The sequence below is a fragment of the Actinophytocola sp. genome (assembly GCF_050699935.1).
GTDB lineage: Bacteria > Actinomycetota > Actinomycetes > Mycobacteriales > Pseudonocardiaceae > Actinophytocola.
In genome coordinates this window covers 1-24,661 of sequence record NZ_JBOHGB010000106.1, presented here as the reverse complement: position 1 = coordinate 24,661, position 24,661 = coordinate 1, and the positions used below count along the sequence as shown (strand labels likewise).

Sequence of the window (24,661 nt, the reverse complement as noted above, 5' to 3'; positions counted from 1 at the left end):
GCTCGGCGGCGGTCAGCGCGGCGGGCGGGCGTAACGACTCCGGCGCGCGCACGACCCGCACGTCGGCCGGGCGCAGGCTCGCCCCCGGTGCCAGGTCCCGCGCGGCGACGAGCATCGGCACCGTCGGCTCGCCGCGTGCCTGCGGCGGTGGACGCACCGCCAGGGCCACGGCGAGCAGCACGAGGACGCCGGCGACGACGCGGCGCAGCGCGAGCCCGCGGGGCCAGCCGCGGGCGGTGCGGAACTGTCGCAGGCGGTCTCGAAGGAGGGGAGTCAGCGGAGCGGGCATGACACCGACGCTACGGGCGCCGGGCGTCGGTCAGCGGTGGGAGATCGCCGGCTGTGGACAAGCGGGCGGGTTGTGGATAACCCGGCTCTCAGGACGCGATTTTCGACGCGCCTGTCGTACCGCCGGAGGACGATGATCCCGAAGACGAACCCGAGGACGACGCACCGGAGTCCTTGGTGGACGAAGACGACGACGAGGAGGACGACGATGAAGTTTCAGACGACGACGATTCAGACGACGACGATTCGGAGGACTTGCTCTCCGACGACTTGCTCTCCGACGACGCCGAGGCGTCCGCCTTCGCCTCCGAGCGGCTGTCGGTGCGGTAGAAGCCGCTCCCCTTGAACACCACCCCGACCGAGCCGTAGAGCTTGCGCAGGCGGCCGGCACACTCCGGGCACTCGGTCAACGACGCGTCGCTGAAGGACTGCACCGCCTCGAAGCGGTGCTCGCACGCCGTACACGCGTACTGGTAGGTGGGCACGGGCCTGCTCCCTCTCACGGGTCTTGGCACTCGCACAGTCAGAGTGCTAAGGCACATTCTGCGCCAGAACGCCACCGGAGCGCAAACGTCCTCCAGCGGGAGTGCCAACGTCACACGAACCGGAGTAGACCCCGGTTCGGGGTGAGCACAGCGGTCATCCGCACGTCGTGCGGCTCGCTCGGGAGCTCCTCGAAGATCTCCTGGTCGCGCACGACCGCCACGAGCTCGGTCCCGTTCGAGGCCAGCGGTAGCGACTGGTCGTAGTGCCCCGCCCCGCGACCGAGCCGGACGCCGTTGCGGTCCACGGCGAGCGCCGGCACGAGCACGAGGTCGGCGATCCGCAGTGCCGAGGTGCCGAGCACCTCGCCGATCGGCTCGCGAAGCCCGTAGGGCCCGGGGCGCAGCGAGTCCCGACCGGCGTAGAAGCTCCACTCGAGCGGACCGTTGCCGGTGACGATCGGCAGCAGCACCCGGGCGCCGAAGTCGTTCATGTCGTCCAGCATCTGCACGGAACCGGGTTCGGAGGCGATCGGTACGAAAGCACACACGGTCTGGCCGGGGAACACGACTCGGCCGCTGGTCAGGTGGCTGGACAAAGACATGGCCTCGGCGAACCGAACGCTGGCGGGTACCCGCCGCCGCTCGGAGAGCAGCTCCTTGCGCCACCGCCACTTGGTCATCGCGGCGGTCTGTTCTCGATCACTCCCAGGCCGGGCCACGACATGAGGTTAGGCTGGCTGTCCATGGCCCCCACTACCGCCATCAGTTCTGACCCTGATTCCGCTTTCGCCGGCGGCATCAGGACCGCCATCGTGCCGGCCGCCGGACTGGGCACGAGATTCCTTCCGACAACCAAGGCCGTGCCCAAGGAACTGCTGCCGGTAGTCGACACCCCAGGCATCGAGTACGTCGCCGCCGAGGCCGCCGAGGCGGGCGCGAAGCGGCTGGTCATCGTGGTTTCGCCGGGCAAGGACGCGGTCGCCCGGTACTTCCAGCCGCAGCCAGAGCTGGAGGAGGCGCTCGAGCAGCGCGGCAAGACCGACCTGCTCCAGAAGGTCCGCCACGCGGGCAGCCTGCTGGACGTGGAGACCGCGATCCAGGACGAGGCACTCGGCCTCGGCCACGCCGTCAGCTGCGCCGAGCCGAACCTGACCCCGGAGGACGAGGCGGTGGCCGTGCTGCTGCCCGACGACCTCGTACTGCCCACCGGTGTGCTCGTCCGCATGGCCCGGACCCGCGCGAAGCACGGCGGCACCGTGCTGTGCGCGTTCGACATCCCGAAGGCGGAGATCTCCCCGTACGGCGTGTTCGACGTCGAGGACACCGACGACCCCGGCGTCAAGAAGGTCAACGGCATGGTCGAGAAGCCGGCGCCCGAGGACGCGCCGTCCACCTTCGCCGCGGCCGGCCGCTACCTGCTCGACCGTGCCGTGTTCGACGCGCTCAAGCGCATCACGCCCGGCGCGGGCGGCGAGTTGCAGCTCACCGACGCCGTCGCGATGCTGATCGCCGAAGGTCACCCCGTGCACGTGGTCGTCCATCGGGGCCAACGTCACGACCTGGGCAATCCTGGCGGTTTCCTGCGTGCCGCCGTGGACTTCGCACTCCGGCACCCGGAGTATGGGCCTGACCTTCGCGAGTGGTTGCGCGGGCGCGTGGAGGAATAGCGACGTAAGACGGGGTCGAAATGAGGTCAGTCGACGAGCAGCTCGGCCGGGCGCTTGCCGCCGCGGTTCGCCCTGCCCCCGTCCGGGTGGCCATCTCCGAGGCGCAAGGTCTGCTCTGCGCCGAGGAGGTCGTCGCGGAGCGCGCGCTGCCCGGGTTCGACCAGGCCGCGGTCGACGGCTACGCGGTGCGCAGCGTCGACGTCCGGGAGGCCGGCAACGAGCCCGTAGTGCTGCCGGTCGTCGGCGAGATCCCGGCCGGCTCCCGCCAGCCGCGCCGGCTGCAGCCGGGCCAGGCCGTGCGGGTCGACACCGGCGCACCGCTGCCCACGCTCGCCGACGCCGTCGTGCCGGTCGGCTACACGGACGGCCATCACGCGCGGGTGACCGTGCACCAGCCGGTGCCCTCCGCCGCGTTCGTCCGCCGGACTGGTGAGGACGTGCAGACCGGTGACGTCGCGGTGCGCCGCGCCTCGCCGATCGGCTCCGCCCAGGTCGGCCTGCTCGCCGCGGTCGGCCGCGCCAAGGTGCTGGTCTATCCCCGACCTCGGGTGTCGATCATCTCGCTCGGCGACGAGCTCGTGGACATCGACCGGACGCCGGGCCAGGGCCAAGTCTACGACGTCAACTCGTACTCAATGGCCGCGGCCGCTCGCGACGCCGGCGCCGAGGTGAACCGGGTCGGCATCGTGCCGAGCGACACCCGGCGGCTGCGGGAGATCGTCGAGGGCCGGCTGCTGCTCAGCGAGATCGTCGTGATCGCGGGCGGTGTCGGCGGCGAGTTCGCGGCCGAGATCAAGGCGTCCCTCTCCGAGCTCGGCGACGTCGACATAACCCGGGTCGCGATGCACCCCGGTTCCGTGCAGGGCTTCGGCCGGCTCGGCCCCGACGCCGTGCCGACGTTCCTGCTCCCCAGCAACCCGATGAGCGCACTCGTGGTGTTCGAGGTGATGGTCCGCCCGCTGATCCGCGCGGCGCAGGGCAAGCGCAACCCGCACCGCCGGCAGATCTCCGCGCGGCTCCTCTCGCCGATCACGTCGGCCAAAGGGCGCAAGGGTTTCCTGCGCGGGCAGCTGCTGCGCGACGAGAACAACGGCGAGTACCTCGCGCAGCCGCTGGGCATGTCCGGCTCGCACCTGCTGGCCTCGCTCGCCGAGGCGAACTGCCTGATCCTGGTCGACGACGAGACCACCGAGGTCGTCGTCGGCGAGGAGGTCCAGGTCAGCTTCCTGGCACAGCGTGGCTGAAGGGACGGCCCACGGCGTGACTTGGTCGGTGCCGCAGGGCCGCCATCCCGGTTGGCCGGCCCACCTCGGGCCGTTGCGGGTGGCCGCCGGTGTGCTCGAGGTCCGCAAGCCGCGGCTGCGTGACGCGGCGGCGTGGAGCAGGGTGCGCCGAAGGGACCGGCTGCACCTGCAGAGCTGGGAACCGACCGTGCCGGGCAACTGGAACGACAACAACTCCGCGCTGGCCTGGCCCGGCCAGCTGTCGACGCTGCGCGGGCTCGCGCGGCGCGGGCTGACCCTGCCGTTCGTGATCACCGTGGACGGCGAGCTGGCCGGGCAGGTGACGGTCGGCAACGTCGTGCGCGGATCGCTGTGCTCGGCCTGGGTCGGCTACTGGGTCGGCACCCACGCGACGGCCGGCGGCGTGGCCACGGGCGCGGTCGCACTGGTCGTGGACCACTGCTTCGCCGAGGCCGGACTGCACCGCATCGAGGCGACCGTGCGGCCGGAGAACTACGCGAGCATCCGGGTCCTCAAGAAACTCGGCTTCCGCGAAGAAGGTCTGTTCCGCCGTTACCTCGACGTCGCCGGAGGTTGGCGTGACCACCTCTGTTTCGCAGTGACCACAGAGGACGTCCCGAGTGGACTCGTCAACCGGCTGGTCGCCGAGGGGCGCGCCGAGCTCGGCTGATCCACCTGTCGATCTTCGGTGGGTGTTACGGCGCGCCTCCGACACGCGTGTGACTGTTGTGACTAACGTGGCGGCGGAAGTTGCCGCGGAAATCGTCACGGGGGAGGTGTCGAGGCATGCCGAGCTCGCTTGTCGTGGTCGCGCTCGTGCTGGCATGGCTCGTCGTCCTCGTGCCGATGATCGTGCGCAAGCGCCAGGAGGTCGCGAAGACCGCGGACTCGGAACTGGCGGCCAGAGTGGTGCGAAGCGGGAGCGGTGAGGCCGACACGGACACGCGGGACGACCCGGAATACGGCATGGAGGAGGCCCCCATGCGCGACACTGACATGATCGACGAGGATCTCGGTGAAGAATTCGCCGACGACGAGCCCGAGCCCGTCGCCGACGAGGCCGCAGAAGACGTCGCCCATGATGCCGACCGGGACACGCGTGACGAGATGAGCGCTGGCTACTACGACGAGGCGGACCTCCAGTACGCCCGGCGCTACCGCCCGGGCCGGGGCGGCTTCGACCCCGAGGCGGCCTTCATCATCGCTAAGGCCAAGTACGCCTTCCGCCAGCGCGTCGTGCTCGCCATGCTCATCGGCGCCGTCGCGTCGGCCGTAGTCGCCGGCGTCGTGTTCCCCATGCTGTGGTGGGGCCACGGCGCGATCGACGTCGTGCTCATCAGCTACCTCGTGTACCTGCGGCGCCAGGTCCGCATCGAGACCGAGATCCGCGAGCGGCGGCTCGCCAGGATGAACCGTGTCCGCCGCGCCCAGGCCGCCGCCGCGCGCCAGCGTTCCGCAGAGTCCGCGTACGAGCCCGAGGTCTACGAAACCTACGAAAACGCCTACGAGAAGCCGTACGAGACAGCCTACGAGGAGCCGGAGGCCTACGACGAGGCGCACGAGCCCGACGAGCCCGGCCCCCGCGAGCGCGTCTCCGACGGCCCGTACACGCCCCCCGTCGTACGCGCCGGTGCCGTGGTCGTCGACCTCGACGACGAGGACCCCGCATTCGAGGATCTCGACGAGCCTGGCTCGCTGCCCTACCGCCGGGCCGTGGGCGAGTAGCTGTTATGCTCACGCGGCATCAGGGGCTGTAGCGCAGTTGGTAGCGCACCTCGTTCGCATCGAGGGGGTCAGGGGTTCGATTCCCCTCAGCTCCACGCTCTCCGGCTCGGCCTGCTCGGTTGCTGGCGCAGCCTCGCCGGGTCGAGCGTCATGATTAGCGGGGGCGGCCCCCGCAGACCCCACGGTGCGAGCTTCTTTCGACCCAGCGTGAGTGGATCTCTGTCTGTCAAACACGATCTCGCTCGCGCTCTCCATTCAGAACAGAAGAATGCGGCGGGCGGTCATCCGCGCACGACGGCATCGAGATCGCGACCATCATGCAGGCTCACCTCTGTGCCCGAGCGCCTCGCCCGCACCTGGAGCAGCTGGCCGTCGACCGCGATCCCCACCGTCGATGACCGGCGTGCGGCCGCCCTGCTGACGAGCAGGGCACGGACGCCCACGACGAGCCATTCGGCGCGGAAGCGGTCGCCGCCCCCGCGTGCCATCAGCGGCGTAGACCAGCGGACGAGGCTCTCGATCGGCTCCCGCAGCTCGGCGCCCCAAGGCGTGAGCGCGTACACAATGGCGTTGCCCTCCTCGGCCAGCCGCTCGACCACTCCGGCGGTTTCGAGGTCGCGGAGACGGTCGGCGAGCAGGTTCGTGGCCACGCCGGGGAGTCCATCAAGCGGCTCGCGGTAGCGGGCGGGAGCCATCAGGAGCTGGCGGACGACGAGCAGGTTCCACCGGTCGCCCACGACGTCGAGCGCCCGGGCGAGACCGCAGCCAGCGAGAGGAGTGTGGTCATGGCCGACACGGGAAGCCTGCGTGGGTCGACGACGAGCTGTTCCCTCGTTCCGCAGGGCGCGGATCACGTCCCGATACACGGCTCTCGAACGGCATCGCCATCGTCGAACATCGACCCGCCGCCTTCGCGGGTCTGGTGCTGGCCAACACCTGGGGCCGGCCGATCACCGGCGACCCCCATCTAAATGTCGAAGGCGCCGGACATTTCGTGCGGTCCGACGCGCCAGACCGGTTCGCGGCGGCGATCCGCGACCGGCGGTTCGCGCCCGGCGGGTGGCGCCCGGCGGGTGGCGCACACCGCCGGAGCGTGGGGACGTCCGGCGGAAGACGCCAAGGGAGTCGTAGTGGCCAACGACCTGCACCTGGCCGACCGTGTCCGGAAGTGCTGACGCCAGAAGCGCTCCCGCCAGGAAGGTGCTGACATGGTCCCGGCCGCGACGCACAGGTCGGAACTTGGACGGTGGGCGATGTCGCGGCTCACCTGGCTCATGTCTTTCGCTTCGACACCGACGCCCTCGCCGGAAAGACCGGTCCCGGAAGCCATCGTGACGACGGCCGGAATGGCCGAGGCCAACGCGAAGCTGCTGGCCGAGGACGGTGAACGGGACCCAGCCGTACTCGCCGATCGCATCGGCACGCTCGCGAACGAGTTCGACGCCGCCGCGTCCCGCTCGCGAGCAGTCACCGTCGATTGGCTGCAAGGTGCCCAACTGCCGCCTTCGGCGGTGGCGTGTCACCTGCTCGAGGAATGCCTGGTCCACGGCCACGACATCGCCAGAGCCACTGGGCGCCGCGCTTCCGCTCATCGCGGCTCTGCCGCCCACTGCCTTCTTGAACCAGGAGAAGGCCGGATCCTTCCGAGCCCGCTTCGATCTGCGCCTGCGTGAAAGTGGACGCACGTCGCTCGTCTTCGACCGCGGTTCGTTGACGCTCGACGCGGGGGGCGCACATGACGTCGACGCCCACATATCCGCCGACCCCGCAGCTCTCATGCTGGTGTTCATCGGCCGACAAGGAATGTGGAAACCGCTTCTTGGCGGAAAGCTCGCCGCTTGGGGTGGTCGGCCATGGAAGGTCGCCCGCCTGCTCACCGTCATAAGCCCCCCGTAGCCCGTTCCTCGTACGACCGACCAGCAAAGCCGGCAAAAGTGAACATTCGGGTCCTCGCGGTCGCCCGGCGACCGCGTCGAGGCTCGGTCGAGGCGCGTTGACCTGCGCGAACGTGGTCCGCACTCTGAAAGCCGCGAGCGAGAGACCAGACCCCTGGCCGGCAGTGGGAGCGTTGGCCCTGGCTGCCGGTCAGTACCACCTCGCGCGTGACAGATCCCTCCTTGCGCCGACGAGAGCCCATCGGTCAGGCTCGGGCCGTCCCCGCGAGGTGGTTGATGCGCACGCTGATCATCGACAACTACGACTCGTTCACCTACAACCTGTACCACCACGTCGGCGCGGTCACCGGCGTGGCGCCGACCGTCGTGCGCAACGACGAGCCCGGCTGGACGCCCACCGAGCTCGACCGCTTCGACAACGTGATCATCTCGCCCGGGCCCGGCCGCCCCGAGCGCCCCCACGACTTCGGCATCTGCGCCGGCGCCATCCGCGCGGCCACCATCCCGCTGCTCGGCGTCTGCCTCGGCCACCAGGGCATCTGCCACGTCCACGGCGGCGAGGTCGGCCCCTCGCCCGAGGTCCGGCACGGCCAGATCTCACCCATCGTCCACCAGCGGGCCGGCATCCTCGCCGGGCTGCCCTCGCCGTTCGACGCCGTCCGCTACCACTCGCTCACCGTCACCCGCCTGCCCGGCGAACTCGAGCCGATCGCGACCACCCCCGACGGCACGCTGATGGCCGTCCGGCACCGCACGAGGCCGCAGTGGGGTGTCCAGTTCCACCCCGAGTCCATCCGCACCGAGTACGGCCACCGCCTGCTCGGCAACTTCCTCGGTTCGACCCGCCGCCACCGCCCGGTCATCCACGTGCGGACCCCGGCCGGGCCGCGGCTGCTGCACCGGAAGGTCCGCGCCGCCGTCTCCGCCGAGGCCGTGTTCGACGCCCTCTACCGCGACTCCGCGCACGCGTTCTGGCTCGACAGCGCGAGCGAGGCAGCCGATGACTCCGGCGGCTTCTCCTTCCTCGGCGACGCCGCCGGTCCGCTCGCCCGGGTCGCCACGGCGGACGTCGCCGCGCGGCGCGTCACGATCCGCTCGGCGGCCGGCGAGCGGATCGTCGACGGATCCTTTTTGGACTGGCTGGCGCGGGACCTGGCCGTCAACCGGGTCCGCGCCGAGCTGCCGTTCGGCTTCGCCCTGGGCTGGGTCGGCTACCTCGGCTACGAGCTCAAGGCCGAGTGCGGCGGCGAGCGCGCCCACCGCTCCAGGCAGCCCGACGCCGCGATGATCTTCGCCGATCGGGCCGTCGCACTGGACCACCGCACTCACGAGATCCACCTGCTCGCGCTCGACCATCCCGCGAACGCCACGTGGCTCGACGACACCGAGGCGACACTTCACGCGCTCGGCGAGCCGCCGCCCGAGCCGCCGCGCATCGAGCTCGGGCCGCTCACCCAGCGCCACGACCACGCGACCTACCTCGGGCTGATCGCCGCCTGCCAGCGGGAGATCATCGCCGGCGAGACCTACGAGGTCTGCCTGACCAACCGCCTCTGCGCGCGCGGCAAGCTGGACCCGTGGCCGGCCTACCGCGTGCTGCGCCGCGACAATCCCGAGCCGTACTCCGCCCTGCTGCGGCTCGGTGAGCTGAGCGTGCTGTCCGCGTCACCCGAACGGTTCCTGCGAGTGTCCGCCGACGGTGTCGCGGAGTCGCGGCCCATCAAGGGCACCCGGCCACGCGGCGCGACCCCGGCCGAGGACGCGGCGCTGCGTGCCGACCTCGCGGCGAGCGTCAAGGACCGCGCGGAGAACCTGATGATCGTCGACCTGGTGCGCAACGACCTCGGGTCGGTCGCCGAGCTCGGCACGGTGACCGTCGACGAGCTGTTCGCCGTCGAGACGCACCCGACCGCGCACCAGCTGGTCTCTACGGTCCGCGCGCGGCTGCGGCCGGACGCGACGGCGGTCGACTGCGTGCGCGCCGCGTTCCCCGGCGGCTCGATGACCGGCGCGCCGAAGATCCGCACGATGTCGATCATCGACCGGCTGGAGGGCGGGCCACGTGGCGTCTACTCCGGTGCGCTTGGCTACTTCTCGCTCACCGGTTCCGCGGATCTCAGCATCGTGATCCGTACCCTTGTGGTGGCGCCAGACGAAGTGTCCTACGGTGTCGGCGGTGCGATCATCGCACTGTCCCAACCGGACGCCGAGCTCGCGGAGACCGCGGTCAAGGCCACCCCGCTGCTTCGCTTGCTGGACCAGGAGTTTCCCCGATGATCCTCGATGAGCTGCGCCACCCGGTAGTCCAGGCGCCGATGGCCGGCGGCATGTCGACGCCCGAGCTGGCCGCCGCGGTGTCGAACGCGGGCGGGCTCGGCTTCCTCGCGGCCGGCTACCTGATCCCGCGCGACGTGCGTGAGCAGGTCCACGCGGTCCGCCGGCTCACGGACCAGCCGTTCGGCGTGAACATCTTCGTCCCGGATACGTCCACTGTGGATGGACCGGCGCTGGCCCGGTACCGGGACCGGCTGACCGTCGAGGCGCAGCGCTACGGCGTCGAGCTCGGCGACGCGGTCGACGAGGACGACGGGTGGATCGGCAAGCTGGCGGTGGTGCGCGAGGAGCGGGTGCCGGTCGTCAGCTTCACCTTCGGGTGCCCGGACTCCTTCGTGATGGCCGAGCTGAAGGAGGCCGGCTGCACGGTCGTGGTCACGGTGACGTCGGCGACCGAGGCGAGCAAGGCCGTGGCCGCGGGCGCGGACGCGCTGTGCGTGCAGGGATCGGAGGCGGGAGCACACCGCGGCACGTTCCAGAACAACGCCGGGCCGCTCGACGACACGAGCCTGCTTCCATTGCTGCGCAAGGTGATCGCGGCGGTGGACGCGCCGCTGATCGCGACCGGCGGACTGTCCTGTGGCGCGGACGTGGCGGCGGTGCTGGTGGCCGGCGCGCGGGCGGCGCAGCTGGGCACGATGTTCCTGCTGTGCCCCGAGGCGGGGACGAGCCAGGTGCACCGGGACGCGCTGGTCCGGGAAGGACGGACGGCGGTCACCCGGGCGTTCACCGGCCGGCCCGCGCGGGCGCTGGTGAACCGTTTCGTGACCAAGCACTCCGCGGCGGCGCCGACCGCGTACCCGCACGTGCACCACCTGACGAGGATGCTGCGCGGGGCGGGTGACCCGGAGGCGATGTCGCTCTGGGCGGGGCAGGCGCACGAGTTCGCGCGCGAGATGCCGGCCGCCGAGCTCGTCACGACCCTGGGCGACGGCGCGCGGGCCGCGATCGCCGAGGCCGCGCGCCGGTTCTCGTAGGTGCCGGCCCGTTTTGTCAGACCCCCGGCGTAGGTTCGCGGGCATGACGAAGTGGGGACTGACCGTCGACTGCGCGCAACCGGGTGAGCTGGCTCGGTTCTGGGCGCTGGCCCTGGGATACGTGGCGTCGCCGCCGCCGGGCGGGTTCGCCAGCACGCACGAGTGGCTGGCCAGCCTCGGCGTGCCGGAGGAGGAGTGGGACGACGCCGCGTACCTGACCGACCCGGCCGGAGTGGGGCCCACGATCTCCTTCCTCACGGTGCCCGAGCCGAAGGTCGTGAAGAACCGATTACACGTCGACGTCAAGGCCGGCGGTGGCCGGCAGACGCCGTGGGACGTGCGGTGGCCGAGGGTGCTCGACATGGTCGAGCGGCTGAAGGCCGCCGGCGCGACGGTGGTGCGCCAGTACGACGACGACGGGAGGGGTGACCATGTGATGATGGCGGACCCGGAGGGCAACGAGTTCTGCGTTGTTTGACGCGCCGGGTGCGGCCGGAAATGGCAGTATCACGGCTGTGCGCCGCTATGTGATCGAGAAGTCCGCACGCAGCTCGGCGGAGCCGGGCGAGGTGTACCGGCTGCTGCGGGACGGCGCCACCTGGCCGGAATGGGGCGCCCTCACGGCTTTCGAGCTGGAACGCGAGGGCGACGGCGAGCCGGAGGGCGTCGGCGCGGTGCGGGTGTTCGTCAACGGCCGCATCCGGGGCCGCGACGAGATCACGGGCTTCGTGCGAGACCGGCAGTTCCGGTACAACCACCTGGACGGCCTGCCGGTGCGCGACTACCGGGGCGTGATCGACCTCGTCCCGACGGACTCCGGCACCGAGATCACCTGGACGGTCAGCTTCGGTGCCAAGTACGTCGGCACGGGCTGGTTGCTGCACCGCGCGCTGGGCCGGTTCCTCCAGCGGAGCGTGGACGGCTTGGCCAAGCACGCGGCGACCTGACGACCACGCACGGTGTGCCCATCGCGCGACCTGGGCGGGAGCGTGGCCGGCGAGTGTCGTGACCGTCCAACACGGACTCGAGTGGGTGCCGGCCGACCGCGAAAGCGCTGCCGCGACACGGATTGTCCGAGTCGGCGACTGTTTGTGCAGGTGGCGGCTCGGGGGTGGCCTGGGCCGTCGACACGCGCACGCGGAATAGGGACCCGGGTGTCATGGTCTCCTTCGATCGGGTGTAGAAATCGATAGTTCAGTTGGCAAACTCATGTCCCCGGAGCCCCTATGAACCGGTTAACCGCCGTCAGCCGTTCCCTGATCGTGGCGTCAATTGCCGCCGGTGCCCTGATCAGCCTGTCCAGCTTTGCCTCCGCCAGTCCTGACCGGACGCTCGACCCCGGTGACGACCGTGCGACGGCCCACTCGGGCAACGTCGTCGAGAAGCACTGCCCCGACCTGTTCCCCGGCAGCACCGCCGTCCCGCTCGGTGACATCGAGTTCACGGGCGGCGACAACACCGCCGGCGTCGACATCACCGCGGTGCCGGACGGCATCGAGATCGTCGGTGTCATCGTCAAGGGCGGTCCCCACTACAACCTGTACGAGACGGCCGGCCTCGGTGACCTGCCGTGGCAGGACCTGCACGCGCCGCTCGTGCCCAGCGGCAAGCCCGCCGACGTGAGCCACTGGTTCGTGTGCGGCGTGGGCAGGACCGAGACACCACCGACGACCGAGGTTCCGACGACGACCACCTCGCCGGAGGCCGAGCAGCCGGGCGGCCCCGCCGAGACCACGACGTCCGAGGACGTGTCACCCGCGGCGGAGGAGGAGGAACTGGCCGCGACCGGGGTGCCGGCCGGTCCTCTCGTCGCGATCGGCGCCGCACTGCTCCTGGGCGGTGGCGCGCTGCTGCTCCTGATGCGCAGGAGCGCCGCCCGTCGTTGACCGCTGAACACCCGTTGACGAAGGACGCCTCGGAGCGGGAGGCGTCCTTCGTCGCGTCCGGGGACGGGTCCGTGCGATCGTGGGCGCATGACCGATCTCTCCGCGTGGCTGGGCCAGGGGATCGACGCGGTCGGGGCGTGGCAGCGGAGCTTCGCCGACTACCCGGCCCACCCGTGTCAGCACGTCGACCCCGATCGGTTCCGCGCGGCGTTCGCCGAGCTCACCGAGCGACTCACGGACAACTACCCGTACTTCCACCCCGACTACGCCGGCCAGATGCTCAAGCCGCCGCATCCGGTGGCCGTCGCGGGCTACCTGACCGCGATGCTGGTCAACCCGAACAACCACGCGCAGGACGGCGGGCCCGCCACCGCGCGGATGGAGCGTGAGGCCGTCGCCGCGCTCGCCGGGATGTTCGGGTTCGACACCCACCTCGGGCACCTCACCGGTGGCGGCACCGTCGCCAACCTCGAGGCGCTGTTCGTGGCGCGGGAGTCCCATCCCGGCAAGGGCGTCGCGTTCAGCGCGGAGAGCCACTACACGCACGCCCGCATGTGCCAGGTGCTCGGCATGCCCGGCCACACCGTGCCGGTCGACGCGGCCGGACGCATGGACCTCGGCGCGCTCGAGGACCTGCTGCGCCACGAGGAGATCGGCACGGTCGTCCTCACGGCGGGCTCCACCGGGCTCGGCGCCGTCGACCCGGTCCACGACGCCCTGGCACTCAAGGAGCGCTACGGCGTGCGGTTTCACGTGGACGCCGCGTACGGCGGCTTCTACGCGCTTCTCGACGAGGAGGAGTCGATCGACCCGCGACCGTGGCGCGCGATCTCCCGCTGCGACTCGGTCGTGGTCGACCCGCACAAGCACGGGCTGCAGCCCTACGGTTGCGGCGCGGTCATCTTCGCCGACCCGTCCGTGGCCCGCTTCTACCACCACGACTCGCCGTACACCTACTTCACCGAGGCCGACCTGCACCTCGGCGAGATCAGCCTCGAGTGCTCGCGCGCGGGCGCCGCGGCCGCCGCGCTGTGGCTGACGTTCCAGGTCATCCCGCCGACGCGGGACGGGCTCGGCCGGTTCCTCGCCGCGGGCCGGCGGGCGGCGCTCGGCTGGGCGGAGCTCATCGAGGACTCGCCGCACCTGGAGCTCTACCAGCAGCCCGAGCTCGACATCGTCAGCTACTTCCCCCGCCGGGAGCGCCTGTCGGCGATCGACGCGGCGAGCGCGCGGGTGATGACCGAAGGCATGCGGGACAAGCAGGACCCGGTCTTCCTGTCCGTCGTCAGGGTCGGCGCGGCCGAGCTCGCCCGCCGCCACCCCGCCGTGGTGGCCGATGTGGACGGTGCGCGGCTGCTGCGCAGCGTGCTGATGAAGCCGGAGTCGGAGGCGCGCGTCGACCGGCTGCACCGGCGGATCGAGGCGCTGGCGTCGCATGCTGACTGACGTCCTGCCGTACCTGGCGTGCCCGCACTGCGGTGGCGGCCTGACGGCGTCGCGCACCGCGGTGCGCTGCGCGACCGGGCACGGGTTCGACGTCGCGCGGCAGGGATACGTGAACCTCCTGTCCGGCAGGGCATCGGTGGGCGGCGACAGCGCGGACATGGTCGCCTCGCGCGCCGCCTTCCTCGACGCGGGTCACTACGCGCCCATCGCCCGGGCCGTGGCCGGTGCGGCGGGTGATGCCGGCGGATGCGTGGCCGATGTCGGCGCGGGCACCGGGCACCACCTCGCCGCGGTGCTCGACGCGGTGCCGGACCGGGTGGGCCTGGCGCTGGAGATCTCCAAGCCGGCGCTGCGCCGGGCGGCCCGCGCGCACCCGCACATCGGCGCGGTGGGCTGCGACGTGTGGGGCACGCTGCCGGTTCGGACCGGCACGATCTCGGTGGCGCTGAACGTGTTCGCGCCGCGCAACCCGGCCGAGCTCGGCCGGATCCTCGCGCCGGACGGCGTCCTGGTCGTGGTGTCCCCGACCACCGAGCACCTCGCCGGGTTGGTCGCGGACCTCGGCCTGCTGACCGTGCCACCGGACAAGGCACAGCACATCGCCGGGCAGCTGGCGCCGGGCCTTCGGCCGTCCACTCAGGACACGTGCGAGTTCGAGCTGGCGCTCTCGCACGGTGATGTGCTGTCGTTGGTGGGCATGGGGCCGAGCGCGTGGCACGTCGGACTCGACACGGTGCGGGAGCGGGTGGCGGTGCTGCCCGAGCCGGTGCGGACGACCGCATCGGTTGTGGTGACTGCCTTTCGGAGGGCGTGATGGACCGGCCGGTGACGTTCGCCCTGGCGGGCGCGGGACAACGGGGCTTCGGCTACGGCGAGTGGATCGCGGGCCATCCGGACCGCGGGCGGGTGCTCGCGGTGGCCGAGCCGCGGACCCACCAGCGCGAGGCGTTCGCACGGCGGCACGAGATCCCGCCGGAGCGGGCGTTCCGGTCCTGGCAGGAGCTGGCCGCCGCGCCCCGGCTGGCCGACGCGGCGATCGTGACCACCCAGGACTCCGATCACGTCGGACCCGCGATCACGTTGGCGGACAACGGATATCACCTGATGGTGGAGAAGCCGCTCGCGCCGACCGAGCAGGAGTGCGCCGAGCTCGTGCGCGCGGTCACCGACGCGGGGGTGCTGTTCGCGGTCTGCCACGTAATGCGGTACCGGCCGTACACGCGGCTGGTCAAGGGGCTGCTCGACGAGGGCCGGATCGGTGACGTGATGAGCGTGCAGCACCTGGAGCCGGTGGGGCACTGGCACTACGCGCACTCGTACGTGCGGGGCAACTGGCGGCGCAGCGACACCGCGTCGTTCATGCTGCTGGCGAAGTCGGGGCACGACATCGACTGGCTGCGGCACATCGTCGGTCGGCCGATCGAGAGGGTGTCGAGCTTCGGCTCGCTGGCGCACTTCCACCGCTCGCAGCAGCCGGCCGGCGCCGCGGACCGGTGCGTGTCGTGTGGGATCGAGCCGGACTGCCCGTACTCCGCGCCGCGGCTCTACCTCGGCAGACTGCGGGAGGGCCGCACGGGCTGGCCGGTCAGCGTGATCACCGACGACGTGAGCGAGGCCGGGGTGCGCGCGGCGCTGCGGGACGGCCCGTACGGCCGGTGCGTGTACGCGTGCGACAACGACGTGGTCGACCACCAGGTGGTGGCGATGGAGTTCGCCGGCGGCGTGACGGCGACGTTCACGATGACCGCGTTCACCCCGCACCTCGACCGGCGCACGCAGATCTTCGGCACCCGCGGCTACCTCGACGGCACGGGGGAGCGGGTGCGGGCGCACGACTTCGTGACCGGCGAGGCGTCGGTCCACGAGGTGCCGACCGCGGGCCCCGATGTCGGCGCCGACGCCGGAGCCGGCCACGGCGGCGGCGACGCGGGCCTGCTGGACGCGTTCACGAGGGCGGTGGCGACCGGCGACGCGTCGCACATCCTGTCCGGCCCGGCGGAGTCCCTGGAGTCGCACCGGGCGGTGTTCGCCGCGGAGCGGGCGAGGCTGACGGGCACGGTGCAGCCGGTCGGCTCGGCGCTGCCGCACTGAGGTTTCGCGGTCGCGGGCGGAACCAGGGTCGGGTTCGCGCCCGTCTACCGCTGGTGGTCATGGGGAAGAAGCGCACATGGTTGGTCGGCGGCGTGGTCGCTGTGGTGGTCCTGCTCGTCGTCGGTGTCGGCTGGTGGTGGCTGTCCGACGACTCCGTGTTGTGGACAGAGGAATTCCAGGTCACGGATGTCCTGGCCGCCTCCGGTGACCGTGCCATCGTCAAGGTCGAGGACGACCGGTACCCCCGGATTCTCGACCTCCGCAACGGCGACATGGGCAACGGGCTGCAGCTGCGAGTCCACGCCGTCGTGTCCCTGGACGACACCGGTAGCGGGTTGGGATGGGACGGCGGCGGCTTGGTGGCGTGGGACGCACGCGGGCGCACCGTGTGGTGGGAGTCCGCCGGCAATGACGGCTACGTCGCGGCGATCACGCCGGACACGGTCGTGCTGAACCTCTGCGAGGGGAACTACGGCGACGGTGGGCCCGCCACCCTGGTCGGCCTGCGTCGGGCGGACGGATCGGAAGCGTGGCGAGGCGAGTCGGGGTGCGGTGAGGAGTGGAAGTCCGTCCCACCGGTCGTGGTCGACGTCGACGAGTACCCCGGTCGGCTACGGCTGCTCGACGCGGACACCGGTGCCGTGGTGACCGACAGGCCCGTGGCGGCGGCCACCTGGTCGCCCGGGGGGCAGGTCATCGCGCACGACGGCGACGAGATGTGGGCGTTGTCCGCCGAGGGGCGGGAGCTGTGGCGCACCGGCCGGTCCGCGTCGCCGTGCCCGGGCCGCTACGGGATCTTCGGGAGCCTGTTCTACGGCGTTTACCCGTACGTGTACTGCACGAGCGACGGAGCCGGTGAGGTGACGGCACTGATCGATCCCAACTCCGGCGACGGACGTGAGCTGACCGTCGAGCCGAACGAGGTGTCGGCGATCATCGGTCTGGGGTACCTCGGCGACTCGGTGAGGCTGGACGAAGGCGAGCAGGACGACCCGACCAGGCGTTGGGCGATCACGCTCGAAGGCGATGTGCTGGTGGCCGAGGACTGGATGACCGGCGAGCGGCAGTGGACCCGAGAGACCGGCGACCTGTCGTGCACCGGGCTCACGTTGCCGGTGGATGCCACGTGGCGGTACGGAACGGTGCTTCTCCACTGCGGTGGCGAAGACGGCGGCGAGCCCACCGACGCGTGGCTCCTCGACTTCCGTACCGGTGAGGTGGTGGCGCACACCGCGCGCGACGAGGAGGACGGGTTGTACCCGCTGCCCGCTGCGCGGGCGCTCGTTGCGCGGAATGGGACCACAGACCTCATCGGCCGGGGGTAGCCGTCGGTCGTCAGCTCGCCTGCCGGGCCACGGTCACCAGGTGGACGTAGCGGTTGCTGTTCGGGTGGTACAGCAGCCCGACGGCGACCGCGGCCAGGAGCACCGCGGCGATGTCCACCGTGGCGTAGACGAAGCCGTACGGGTTCTCGTCGTCGCGGAAGCCCAGCCAGCAATAGGGCAGCATGAGGAGCACGGCCGCCGCGAGCGCGATGGTCGTCATGAGCCGGCCCGCCTGCCTGCCCTTCACGGCGCCGAACGATCCGTACACCGCGAAGAACATCGCCACGGACGCCAGGCCACCGGTCGGGCCGTAGAGCTGGAGCACGATCGGCAACCACGACACCACGGCGATGATCAGCAGGACGCGCGCGACACCGACCTCCGGCGGCCGGTTCGCACGGATCTCCTCGACACTCGACACCAGGACCTCCCCACGCCGGCCACGAGTGTGCACGTGTCCGGCCGGGAGGGGTCCCGGCCCCCCCACTCTGGCACGAGTGCGCGAAATCCCGGCACGTACGCGAAAATCTGTGGATAGTCACGCCCATTGTGGACAACCGCGAGGGGGTCCCCCTGGTTCCAGCCTACCGGCGCACACCGACAAAACCGCCCCACCAAGCCAAGCCTGTGGACTACCGGCCCCGGGGTCCCCCCGATTTCCAGCTTACCGGCGGGGGCGGACAGTTCAGGCGGTGCCGAGGAGATCTGTGGACACCCGTTGGCATTGTGGACAACCGCCCGAGGGCCCCCCGAATTACCAGTCTAGCGCGAGGGACCGACAATCACGGGCGGCGCGGAGTAGGGCTGTGGACAACGTGCCGGGGAGCCCCCGATTTCCAGACTACCGGCTAACACCGACGAAAACCGCGTGCTGGGCCGGGGCTGTGGACAGCCCGGAAGGCCCATCGCCGGGGTGGGTGCGGTCCGACGATGGGCCCGAGGCCGGCCTCACTCAGGCCAGGGAATCTGCGGCGAGCGGTAGAAGTCGATGCCCAGCTCGGTCCACCGCGGGCCCTGCGCGGCGAGCCGGGTCCGGAACGACTCCCAGTCGTGCGTGGACCACGGTGACCAGCCCAGCTCGGCGATGGCCGGCAGGCGTGGGAACGCCATGAACTCGACGTGGTCGCTGTTCTCCAGCGTCTCCGACCACAGTGGAGCCTCGACGCCCACGATCGACGACTCCGGCACGCCCTGCATGTGCGTGCCCGGGTCCCAGCCGTACGCGTCCGCGACCTCGATGTAGCCCGCCCACGACAGGCCCAGCGGCGTGTTCTCGTCGTACTTCATGTCCAGGTACGCCTTGTTCGCCGGCGACATCAGGATCTTGTTGCCACGCGCCACGGCGTCGTTCACGAGGTCGTTCGAGTTCGTCGTGCCCCAGTACTGCGGGACGGCCGTCGTCGAGGGCGTGGCCTTGATCAGCTCGTGCCAGCCGGACACCTTCTTGCCCAGCGCGTCCACCATCGGCAGCACCCGCGCGAAGAACTTGATGTAGTCCGGCTCCGTCGTCACATGCGCCTCGTCCCCGCCCAGATGCAGGAACTCACCCGGCGTGAGCGCCGCCAGCTCGCCGAGCACGTCGCTCACGAACTGGTAGGTGATCTCCTTGTCGATGCACAGCGAGCTGAACCCGACCTCGATCCCGGTGTACAGGGGCGGCGCCACGCCGTCGCAGTTCAGCTCCGCGTACGAGGCCAGCGCGGCGTTCGTGTGCCCCGGCATGTCGATCTCCGGGATGATCGTGATCTGCCGCTCGGCGGCATAGGCGACCAGGTCGCGGTACTCCTCCTGCGTGTAGTACCCGCCGGGCCCGCCGCCGACCTCCGTCGAGCCGCCGTACGTCGCGAGGCGCGGCCAGCTCTTGATCTCGATCCGCCAGCCCTGGTCGTCCGCCAGGTGCAGGTGCAGCCGGTTGATCTTGTACATCGCGATCTGGTCGATGTAGCGCTTGACCTCCTCCGGCGAGAAGAAGTGCCGCGACACGTCCAGCATCGCGCCGCGGTGGGCGAACCGCGGCTCGTCCACGATCCGGCCCGCCGGCACGGTCCACGGCCCGCGCTGCACCGACCGGCTCTCGACCTGCGCCGGCAGCAGCTGGCGCAGCGTCTGCACCCCCGCGAACAACCCGCGGGCCGTGCCCGCCTTGATCTCGACCCCGCGGCGGGTGGCGCCGAGCTCGTAGCCCTCCTCGCCGAGGGCCGGGTCGACCCTGCCCAGCTCGAGCGAGATGGCCGGGCCGTGCCCGCGGTCCGACACCGGAAGCCGGTAGCCGGTCGGCGGCCGCAGCAGGTCGGCGAGGTACTCGGCGACCTGCCGAGCGCCTCGGTCGGCGTGGATGGCGGTGTTCGGCGTCAGCCGGAACTCGCCGCCGTTGCGGTCAGGTGTGACCGACACCGGGGCCGGTATCACCTGGTTCATGCGCGACTCCTTGACAGAGTGGTCGGGTGCCGCCGAGGACGGCGTGGCCGCGCCGGCCAGTGTCAGTGCGGCGACGGCCAGCACCGTTGCGGCGCGTCGGGGAGCAGGATGCCTGGACACGGGTCCTCCTGGGACTGCCGAGGGACAGGTCCATCAGGTATAGACCACAGGTGGTCCAGACCACAACCCGTCAGCCCTTCAGCGCGCCCGCGGTCGCGCCCGACACCAGCTTGCGCTGCACGATCAGGAAGAACACCAGCGCCGGCAGCGCGTAGAGCACCGACGCCGCCATGATGCCGCCCCAGTCCGTGCCGAAGACCGTCCGGAACGTCGACAGCCACACCGGCAGCGTCTGCTTGTCCGAGTCGCGCATGAACACGAGCGCGTACAGGAACTCGTTCCACGCCGTGATGAACGCGAACACCGACGTCGCCACCAGGCCCGGCCCGAGCAGCGGCAGCACCACCCGGCGGAACGCGCCGAACCGGCCGCAGCCGTCCACCATCGCCGCCTCCTCGAGCTCGAACGGGATGCCCGCGACGAACCCGCGCAGCGTCCACACGGTGAACGGCAGCGTGATCGCGAAGTACACCAGCAACAGCGACGGCAGGGTGTTCAGCAACCCCGCGTCCTGCATGAGCAGGAACATCGGGATGAACAGCGCCTCCATCGGGGCCATCTGCGCGACCAGCACCAGCAGCAGGAACCCCCTGCGCCCCCGGAAGCGCAGCCGGGCCAGCGGGAACGCCGCGAGCACGCCCGCGACCAGTGCGCACGCGACCGCGCCGAGCGTGACGATCAGGCTGTTCGTCAGGTGCACGGTGAAGCCGGGCTTGGCGATCGCGCTCGCGAAGTTGTCGAGGGTGACCGCGAGCGGGACCAGGTCGTAGTCCGCGGTGAGCAGGTCGCCGGACGGCTTGAACGCGCTGGTGATCATCCAGTACGTCGGGAACGCGAACAGCACGGCGACGAGCACGCCCAGTGTGTTCACCAGGATCCGTCCCATGAGACGTCGGCCTCCCGGGAGCGCAGCAGCAGCCGCAGGTAGCGGGCGGTGAGCACGAGCAGGACGACGATCATCAGCACGGCGATCGCGGACGCGACGCCGAAGTGTCGCCCGGCGATGCCGCGCAGGTACAGCAGCAGCGGCAGGGTGGTGCTCTCGCCGTCCGGGCCACCCTGGCGGATCGCCCATACCTGGGCGAACACCTTGAAGTCCCAGATCACGGACAGGAACGTGGCCAGGGTGACCAGCGACCGGATCGCCGGCCAGGACACGGTCGCAAACGATTGCCACGCGCTCGCGCCGTCGATGCTCGCCGCCTCGTACAGCTCGCGCGGGGCGGCGAGCAGGCCGGCGTAGATCGTGAAGCAGACGAACGGCACGGCCTGCCACACGATCAGCAGCCCGATGACGGTCAGCGTGCTCGCGCCGGAGGAGAACCAGGAGAACCCGGCGAACGAGTCGAAGCCGAGCTTGACCAGGGTCTTATTGAGGATCCCGTACTGCTGGTCGAAGATCCACTGGAACACGGTCGTGGTGGCCAGGATCGGCGTGGCCCAGGCGAGCACGAGGCAGACCTGCACGGCGACGCGAACCCTGACCGACAGGTGCCGCATGAGCAGGGCGATCAGCAGGCCGGCGAGCACCGTGGCGGCCACGCAGGCCATGGTGAAGGCGACCGTTCGCAGCGTGATCGTCCAGACCTCGGGGTCGGCGAGCACGGTCGCGTAGTTGTCCAGGCCGACCCAGACGACCTCGCCGCGGACGAGCTCGCCGAGGTCGAGCCGGCGGAAGCTGATGCCGACGACCTGGATCGCGGGCCAGCCGAGCAGCACCAGCATGGTGATCACGGCGGGCGCGAGCAGGAGGTACGGGACGGCGCGGTCCCCGAGTCCGGCCCGGCGCGACCGGCTGGAGCGTGGTGGTGCCGGCGGGGGATGGCCCGCCGGCACCGAGATCCGCGCTGTCCGTGTCATCGCGGCCGGCATCAGCCGCGCAGCGCCGCGTCCAGCGCCTCGTCGGCGTCGGCGGTCGCGGTGTCGAGATCCTTCGCGCCGGTCAGGTAGGCGGTCAGCATGTCCTTGAGCGGGTTCTGGCCGGCCTCGATGGTCGCCCACTTCGGCGTGGCGGGGACGGCCTTGCCGTTTCGGGAGGCCTGCGCCATCGCCTTGCTCACCGGGTTCGCGTCCAGCGCCGAGAGGTCGGTGGAGGCACCGGGCACCATGCCGGCCTCGGCGAGCTGGCCCTGGTACTCGTCGCTGAGCAGCAGCGTCAGGTACTCCTTGGCGAGGTCGGCGTTCTTGCTGTTGACGGGGATGGCGAGGTTCGAGCCGCCCTGGAACACGGGCGCGGTCTCGCCCGGGTTCTCGGACGGGATCGGGAAGGCGGAGGTCTTGGCCTTGATGTCGGCGTTGTCCTTGGCCGCGGTGTCGACCTCCCACGGCAGCGCGATCATCATCGCGACGTTGCCCTGGCCGTAGATGCCGGCCTGCTCGGGGTTCTGCTCGTCGTTGTCCTTCGGCGCGGTGGTGCCGGACACCTCGACCAGCTGCTTGTAGAACTCCAGGGCCGCCTTGGTCTCGGCACTGTCGACGGTCGCGGTGAACTCGGTGCCGTTCTGCTCGGCGATGTCGCCACCCTCGTCGTAGATGAAGGACAGCAGGGCGTACCAGTTCTGGCCGGGCAGGTACAGCGGCTGGAACCGCTTGTCCTTGCCGAACTTCGCCTTCAGCTTGGTGATGGCGTCGAGCCACTCGGCACGCGAGCTCGGCGGGGCCGCGATGCCGGCCTGCTGGAACATGTCCGTGCGGTAGATGACCTCGCGGTTGGCGGCGTAGAACGGCGTGGAGTACTGCCTGCCGTCCCACTCGCCGGAGGCCTTCAGGCTCGCGAGCCACTGGTCGCCGTTCAGGTCGCCGACGTCGCCGCTGAGGTCGGTGAGCACCCCCTCGGCGGCGAACGACGGGGCCTGAGTGTTGCCGAGCTCGATCACGTCCGGCGGGTCGTCGCTGGCCAGGGCCGTGGTCAGCTTGTCCTGGATGCCGTTCCACTCCTGGACCTCGTACTTGACGGTGACGCCGTCGTGGGTTCGCCCGAACTCCTCGTTGAGTGCGTCGGTGAGGGATTCCGGCGCGGAGCCGTTCATCAGCCACACGGTGAGCGTGCGCGGCTCGCCGGTGTTCTCGTTGCCGCTGCTCTCGGTGCCGCCCGACCCTGCGCATCCCGCGGTAGCCAGTGCGATGGTGGCGGCGCCGACCATCACCTTCGTCCAGCGCTTCACTTCTCTGCCGTCCTTCCGGGTCCGCACCAGTGGTTTAGACCGAATGGTTCAGACCTAGTGGTATAGACCAATGGGAGAACTGTGAGCCTGCCCGGCGCCGCTGTCAAGACAGTTGCTGAAGACGTTGTAAATCGGGCCGGAAATCGAGGTGTGGCAAGGGATTCTGGCCAACATCCCACCGCGACCCGGGCTGCTTCGGGAACTTCTCACCGCGTCTCGTGGACGGCTCGCCTGGCTGTGCGAGGAGATCGTCAGCGGGTGATCGTGCCCAGGGATTCGACGAACCGGCTCAGGAGTCGGGCGAACTCGGCGCGGTCGGCGGCCGGCCATCCCGCCATGGCCTCGCCGAAGACCTGCCGCCGGAAGGCGTGTACCTCCGCTGACCGGCGTCGGCCCGCCGGCGTGCGGACCAGCAGGGCGCGGCGGCCGTCAGCCTGGTCGGCTTCGCGGCGCACCAGTCCGGCGGCCACGGCCGCGGCGACCAGCTTGCTGGCACGTGGCTGGTCGATGCCCAAGGCGGCGGCGACACCGCTGACGGTCGCCCGCTGTCCGGCCTCCTCGGCCTCCTCGATGACGTCCAGCACTTCGGTGCCGGCACCGCTCGTGCCGGCCGCCGCGCTCCCGCGTCGACGACCGGGCCTGGCGCTCCGGCGTGCCGCCGCGAGGCGGGCGAGGGCGCGCCGGCTCTGGCTGCGGCGGATCGCCACCATGGCGCGTTCCACCGCCTCGGTGTGCTCGTCGCCGTTGCGCTCCACGGCAGCGAAGTATATAGTTGAACAACTATATGTCAAATGACATCTATATGGGTAAGGACAAGATGGAACGGCCTATCGGTTACTGGCTCAAGCACCTCGACCGTCTCATCGAGGCCGTCGCCGAGCGAACCTTCGCCGAGGAGAGGCTCACCCGGCGGCACTGGCAGATCATGAACGTGGTGCGCGAGTCCCCGCGGGACGCGGCCGCGCTCACCGAGTCGATACGTCCCTTCTGGGGTCCTGGCGCGATCGTTTTGGACGAGGTCACCGACGAGCTGACCCGCCGCGGCTGGCTCACCCGGGACGAGGTGGGGCACTACGAGCTCACGCCGGCCGGCCGGACCGGACACGCCGCGATGGAGGCGAAGATGCGCGGCATTCGTTCCACGTTCCTCAACGGACTGGCAGAAGAGGACTATGACGCGACCGTGCGCACCCTGCGGCGGATGGCCGAGAACCTGGAGCGCGCGGTCGGGCAGGATCGGCGCGTCGCGGCCACCTGAAGATCTTCACCCACGAGTCTCGACCGTTGCTCGATGCCCGGCTCGCCCGGCCTTCTGCCAACCCCGCGTTCGCCGGACGCGACATCACCGACCACGCCGCCTTCGTGGTCAGCCGTCCACCGTCATCGATCCGGCCCCGAGGCCATATCCCGTCGCCTACGTGATCCGCGGCCCCCACCCTCGCCGGTGGGGCGTCGTCAAGGTCTTGTTGGGGTCTGGGGTTTCTTGTTTTGCCTGGTTGTTGGTGTGGGATGCCGGGTGGGGCTGGTGGGCGTGTGATGTTTCGGGTGGTGTGGCGGAGGGCTTTGGTGATGTTGGTCCAGCCGTGTTGGCGTGGT

At 70.8% G+C, this 24,661-nt stretch carries 25 protein-coding genes, 1 tRNA gene and 1 pseudogene; 17 read left to right on the top strand and 10 right to left on the bottom strand.

From position 1 onward, the window contains the following. Positions 1–289 (bottom strand): SAF domain-containing protein (locus ACRDTB_RS27070; protein WP_431434776.1); only part of this gene is annotated, 289 nt, incomplete at its 3' end. Between the two features lie 176 nt (positions 290–465). On the opposite strand from ACRDTB_RS27070, the gene ACRDTB_RS27065 reads away from it, so the two are divergent. Next, positions 466–618, top strand: a complete 153-nt coding sequence (locus ACRDTB_RS27065; RefSeq protein WP_431434779.1) for a hypothetical protein — start codon at positions 466–468, stop codon at positions 616–618. Between the two features lie 14 nt (positions 619–632). Here the strand turns inward: ACRDTB_RS27065 and ACRDTB_RS27060 are convergent. Together ACRDTB_RS27060 and ACRDTB_RS27055 are read right to left on the bottom strand one after the other, a co-directional pair. After that, positions 633–830 (bottom strand): annotated as a pseudogene (locus ACRDTB_RS27060) (FmdB family zinc ribbon protein); the annotation flags it as partial. Between the two features lie 53 nt (positions 831–883). Beyond that, positions 884–1,453, bottom strand: a complete 570-nt coding sequence (locus tag ACRDTB_RS27055) for a 5-formyltetrahydrofolate cyclo-ligase (protein ID WP_431434775.1) — start codon at positions 1,451–1,453, stop codon at positions 884–886. A 63-nt stretch (positions 1,454–1,516) separates the two neighbouring features. Between ACRDTB_RS27055 and ACRDTB_RS27050 the strand changes: the two genes are divergently transcribed. From ACRDTB_RS27050 to ACRDTB_RS27030, 5 genes are all read left to right on the top strand, one after another. Beyond that, on the top strand, positions 1,517–2,440 hold the full coding sequence (locus tag ACRDTB_RS27050) for a UTP--glucose-1-phosphate uridylyltransferase (RefSeq protein WP_431434774.1): 924 nt from the start codon (positions 1,517–1,519) through the stop codon (positions 2,438–2,440). 20 nt (positions 2,441–2,460) lie between these two features. Then, positions 2,461–3,684: a molybdotransferase-like divisome protein Glp gene (gene glp, locus ACRDTB_RS27045; protein ID WP_431434773.1), complete on the top strand. Its 1,224-nt coding sequence runs from the start codon at positions 2,461–2,463 to the stop codon at positions 3,682–3,684. Positions 3,685–3,700: 16 nt separating this feature from the next. Beyond that, positions 3,701–4,354 carry a GNAT family N-acetyltransferase gene (locus ACRDTB_RS27040; protein WP_431434772.1) on the top strand — a complete coding sequence of 218 codons (654 nt, stop codon included), beginning with the start codon at positions 3,701–3,703 and terminating at the stop codon, positions 4,352–4,354. 116 nt (positions 4,355–4,470) lie between these two features. Beyond that, positions 4,471–5,409, top strand: a complete 939-nt coding sequence (gene sepX, locus ACRDTB_RS27035) for a divisome protein SepX/GlpR (RefSeq protein ID WP_431434771.1) — start codon at positions 4,471–4,473, stop codon at positions 5,407–5,409. Between the two features lie 22 nt (positions 5,410–5,431). Continuing rightward, a tRNA-Ala gene (locus ACRDTB_RS27030) sits at positions 5,432–5,504 on the top strand. Positions 5,505–5,690: 186 nt separating this feature from the next. Here the strand turns inward: ACRDTB_RS27030 and ACRDTB_RS27025 are convergent. Beyond that, positions 5,691–6,146 (bottom strand): winged helix-turn-helix transcriptional regulator, encoded by a 456-nt coding sequence (locus tag ACRDTB_RS27025; protein WP_431434769.1) that lies wholly within the window; start codon positions 6,144–6,146, stop codon positions 5,691–5,693. A 471-nt stretch (positions 6,147–6,617) separates the two neighbouring features. Here ACRDTB_RS27025 and ACRDTB_RS27020 point away from each other — a divergent pair, with 471 nt between their 5' ends. The 10 genes from ACRDTB_RS27020 to ACRDTB_RS26975 all read left to right on the top strand — a co-directional run bounded on the left by ACRDTB_RS27020 (position 6,618) and on the right by ACRDTB_RS26975 (position 17,363). Beyond that, positions 6,618–7,082 (top strand): hypothetical protein, encoded by a 465-nt coding sequence (locus tag ACRDTB_RS27020; RefSeq protein WP_431434768.1) that lies wholly within the window; start codon positions 6,618–6,620, stop codon positions 7,080–7,082. Positions 7,083–7,580: 498 nt separating this feature from the next. Next, complete coding sequence (gene pabB / locus ACRDTB_RS27015; RefSeq protein ID WP_431434766.1) at positions 7,581–9,581, top strand: aminodeoxychorismate synthase component I; 2,001 nt, start codon at positions 7,581–7,583, stop codon at positions 9,579–9,581. Then, complete coding sequence (locus ACRDTB_RS27010) at positions 9,581–10,615, top strand: nitronate monooxygenase (RefSeq protein WP_431434777.1); 1,035 nt, start codon at positions 9,581–9,583, stop codon at positions 10,613–10,615. The genes pabB and ACRDTB_RS27010 overlap by 1 nt, the downstream gene beginning before the upstream one ends. A gap of 43 nt (positions 10,616–10,658) precedes the next feature. Further along, positions 10,659–11,093, top strand: a complete 435-nt coding sequence (locus ACRDTB_RS27005; protein WP_431434765.1) for a VOC family protein — start codon at positions 10,659–10,661, stop codon at positions 11,091–11,093. A gap of 37 nt (positions 11,094–11,130) precedes the next feature. Next, positions 11,131–11,562, top strand: a complete 432-nt coding sequence (locus ACRDTB_RS27000) for an SRPBCC family protein (RefSeq protein ID WP_431434764.1) — start codon at positions 11,131–11,133, stop codon at positions 11,560–11,562. 279 nt (positions 11,563–11,841) lie between these two features. Continuing rightward, the gene (locus ACRDTB_RS26995; RefSeq protein ID WP_431434762.1) at positions 11,842–12,501 is read left to right on the top strand and encodes a hypothetical protein; all 660 of its coding nucleotides are present in this window, start codon (positions 11,842–11,844) and stop codon (positions 12,499–12,501) included. Positions 12,502–12,588: 87 nt separating this feature from the next. Further along, entirely contained in the window at positions 12,589–13,947 is a 1,359-nt protein-coding gene (locus ACRDTB_RS26990) for a pyridoxal phosphate-dependent decarboxylase family protein (protein ID WP_431434761.1), read from the top strand. Then, positions 13,937–14,761 carry a putative RNA methyltransferase gene (locus ACRDTB_RS26985; RefSeq protein WP_431434759.1) on the top strand — a complete coding sequence of 275 codons (825 nt, stop codon included), beginning with the start codon at positions 13,937–13,939 and terminating at the stop codon, positions 14,759–14,761. Before ACRDTB_RS26990 ends, ACRDTB_RS26985 begins: the two co-directional genes overlap by 11 nt. Then, on the top strand, positions 14,761–16,038 hold the full coding sequence (locus ACRDTB_RS26980) for a Gfo/Idh/MocA family protein (RefSeq protein WP_431434757.1): 1,278 nt from the start codon (positions 14,761–14,763) through the stop codon (positions 16,036–16,038). The genes ACRDTB_RS26985 and ACRDTB_RS26980 overlap by 1 nt, the downstream gene beginning before the upstream one ends. A 59-nt stretch (positions 16,039–16,097) precedes the next feature. After that, the gene (locus ACRDTB_RS26975) at positions 16,098–17,363 is read left to right on the top strand and encodes a hypothetical protein (RefSeq protein WP_431434755.1); all 1,266 of its coding nucleotides are present in this window, start codon (positions 16,098–16,100) and stop codon (positions 17,361–17,363) included. A gap of 10 nt (positions 17,364–17,373) precedes the next feature. Here ACRDTB_RS26975 and ACRDTB_RS26970 read toward each other — a convergent pair whose 3' ends face one another. The 6 genes from ACRDTB_RS26970 to ACRDTB_RS26945 all read right to left on the bottom strand — a co-directional run bounded on the left by ACRDTB_RS26970 (position 17,374) and on the right by ACRDTB_RS26945 (position 23,820). Beyond that, complete coding sequence (locus tag ACRDTB_RS26970) at positions 17,374–17,784, bottom strand: hypothetical protein (RefSeq protein WP_431434753.1); 411 nt, start codon at positions 17,782–17,784, stop codon at positions 17,374–17,376. Between the two features lie 527 nt (positions 17,785–18,311). Then, positions 18,312–19,901 carry a beta-N-acetylhexosaminidase gene (locus tag ACRDTB_RS26965; protein ID WP_431434750.1) on the bottom strand — a complete coding sequence of 530 codons (1,590 nt, stop codon included), beginning with the start codon at positions 19,899–19,901 and terminating at the stop codon, positions 18,312–18,314. Positions 19,902–19,971: 70 nt separating this feature from the next. Beyond that, complete coding sequence (locus ACRDTB_RS26960; RefSeq protein ID WP_431434748.1) at positions 19,972–20,787, bottom strand: carbohydrate ABC transporter permease; 816 nt, start codon at positions 20,785–20,787, stop codon at positions 19,972–19,974. Continuing rightward, positions 20,769–21,761, bottom strand: coding sequence for a carbohydrate ABC transporter permease (locus tag ACRDTB_RS26955; RefSeq protein WP_431434746.1), 993 nt, complete (start codon positions 21,759–21,761; stop codon positions 20,769–20,771). The genes ACRDTB_RS26960 and ACRDTB_RS26955 overlap by 19 nt, the downstream gene beginning before the upstream one ends. An 11-nt stretch (positions 21,762–21,772) precedes the next feature. Beyond that, the gene (locus ACRDTB_RS26950; protein WP_431434744.1) at positions 21,773–23,065 is read right to left on the bottom strand and encodes an extracellular solute-binding protein; all 1,293 of its coding nucleotides are present in this window, start codon (positions 23,063–23,065) and stop codon (positions 21,773–21,775) included. A 251-nt stretch (positions 23,066–23,316) separates the two neighbouring features. Then, entirely contained in the window at positions 23,317–23,820 is a 504-nt protein-coding gene (locus tag ACRDTB_RS26945; RefSeq protein ID WP_431434742.1) for a MarR family winged helix-turn-helix transcriptional regulator, read from the bottom strand. Positions 23,821–23,882: 62 nt separating this feature from the next. Here ACRDTB_RS26945 and ACRDTB_RS26940 point away from each other — a divergent pair, with 62 nt between their 5' ends. Continuing rightward, the gene (locus tag ACRDTB_RS26940) at positions 23,883–24,323 is read left to right on the top strand and encodes a hypothetical protein (RefSeq protein ID WP_431434740.1); all 441 of its coding nucleotides are present in this window, start codon (positions 23,883–23,885) and stop codon (positions 24,321–24,323) included. The last annotated feature ends 338 nt before the right edge of the window (positions 24,324–24,661 follow it).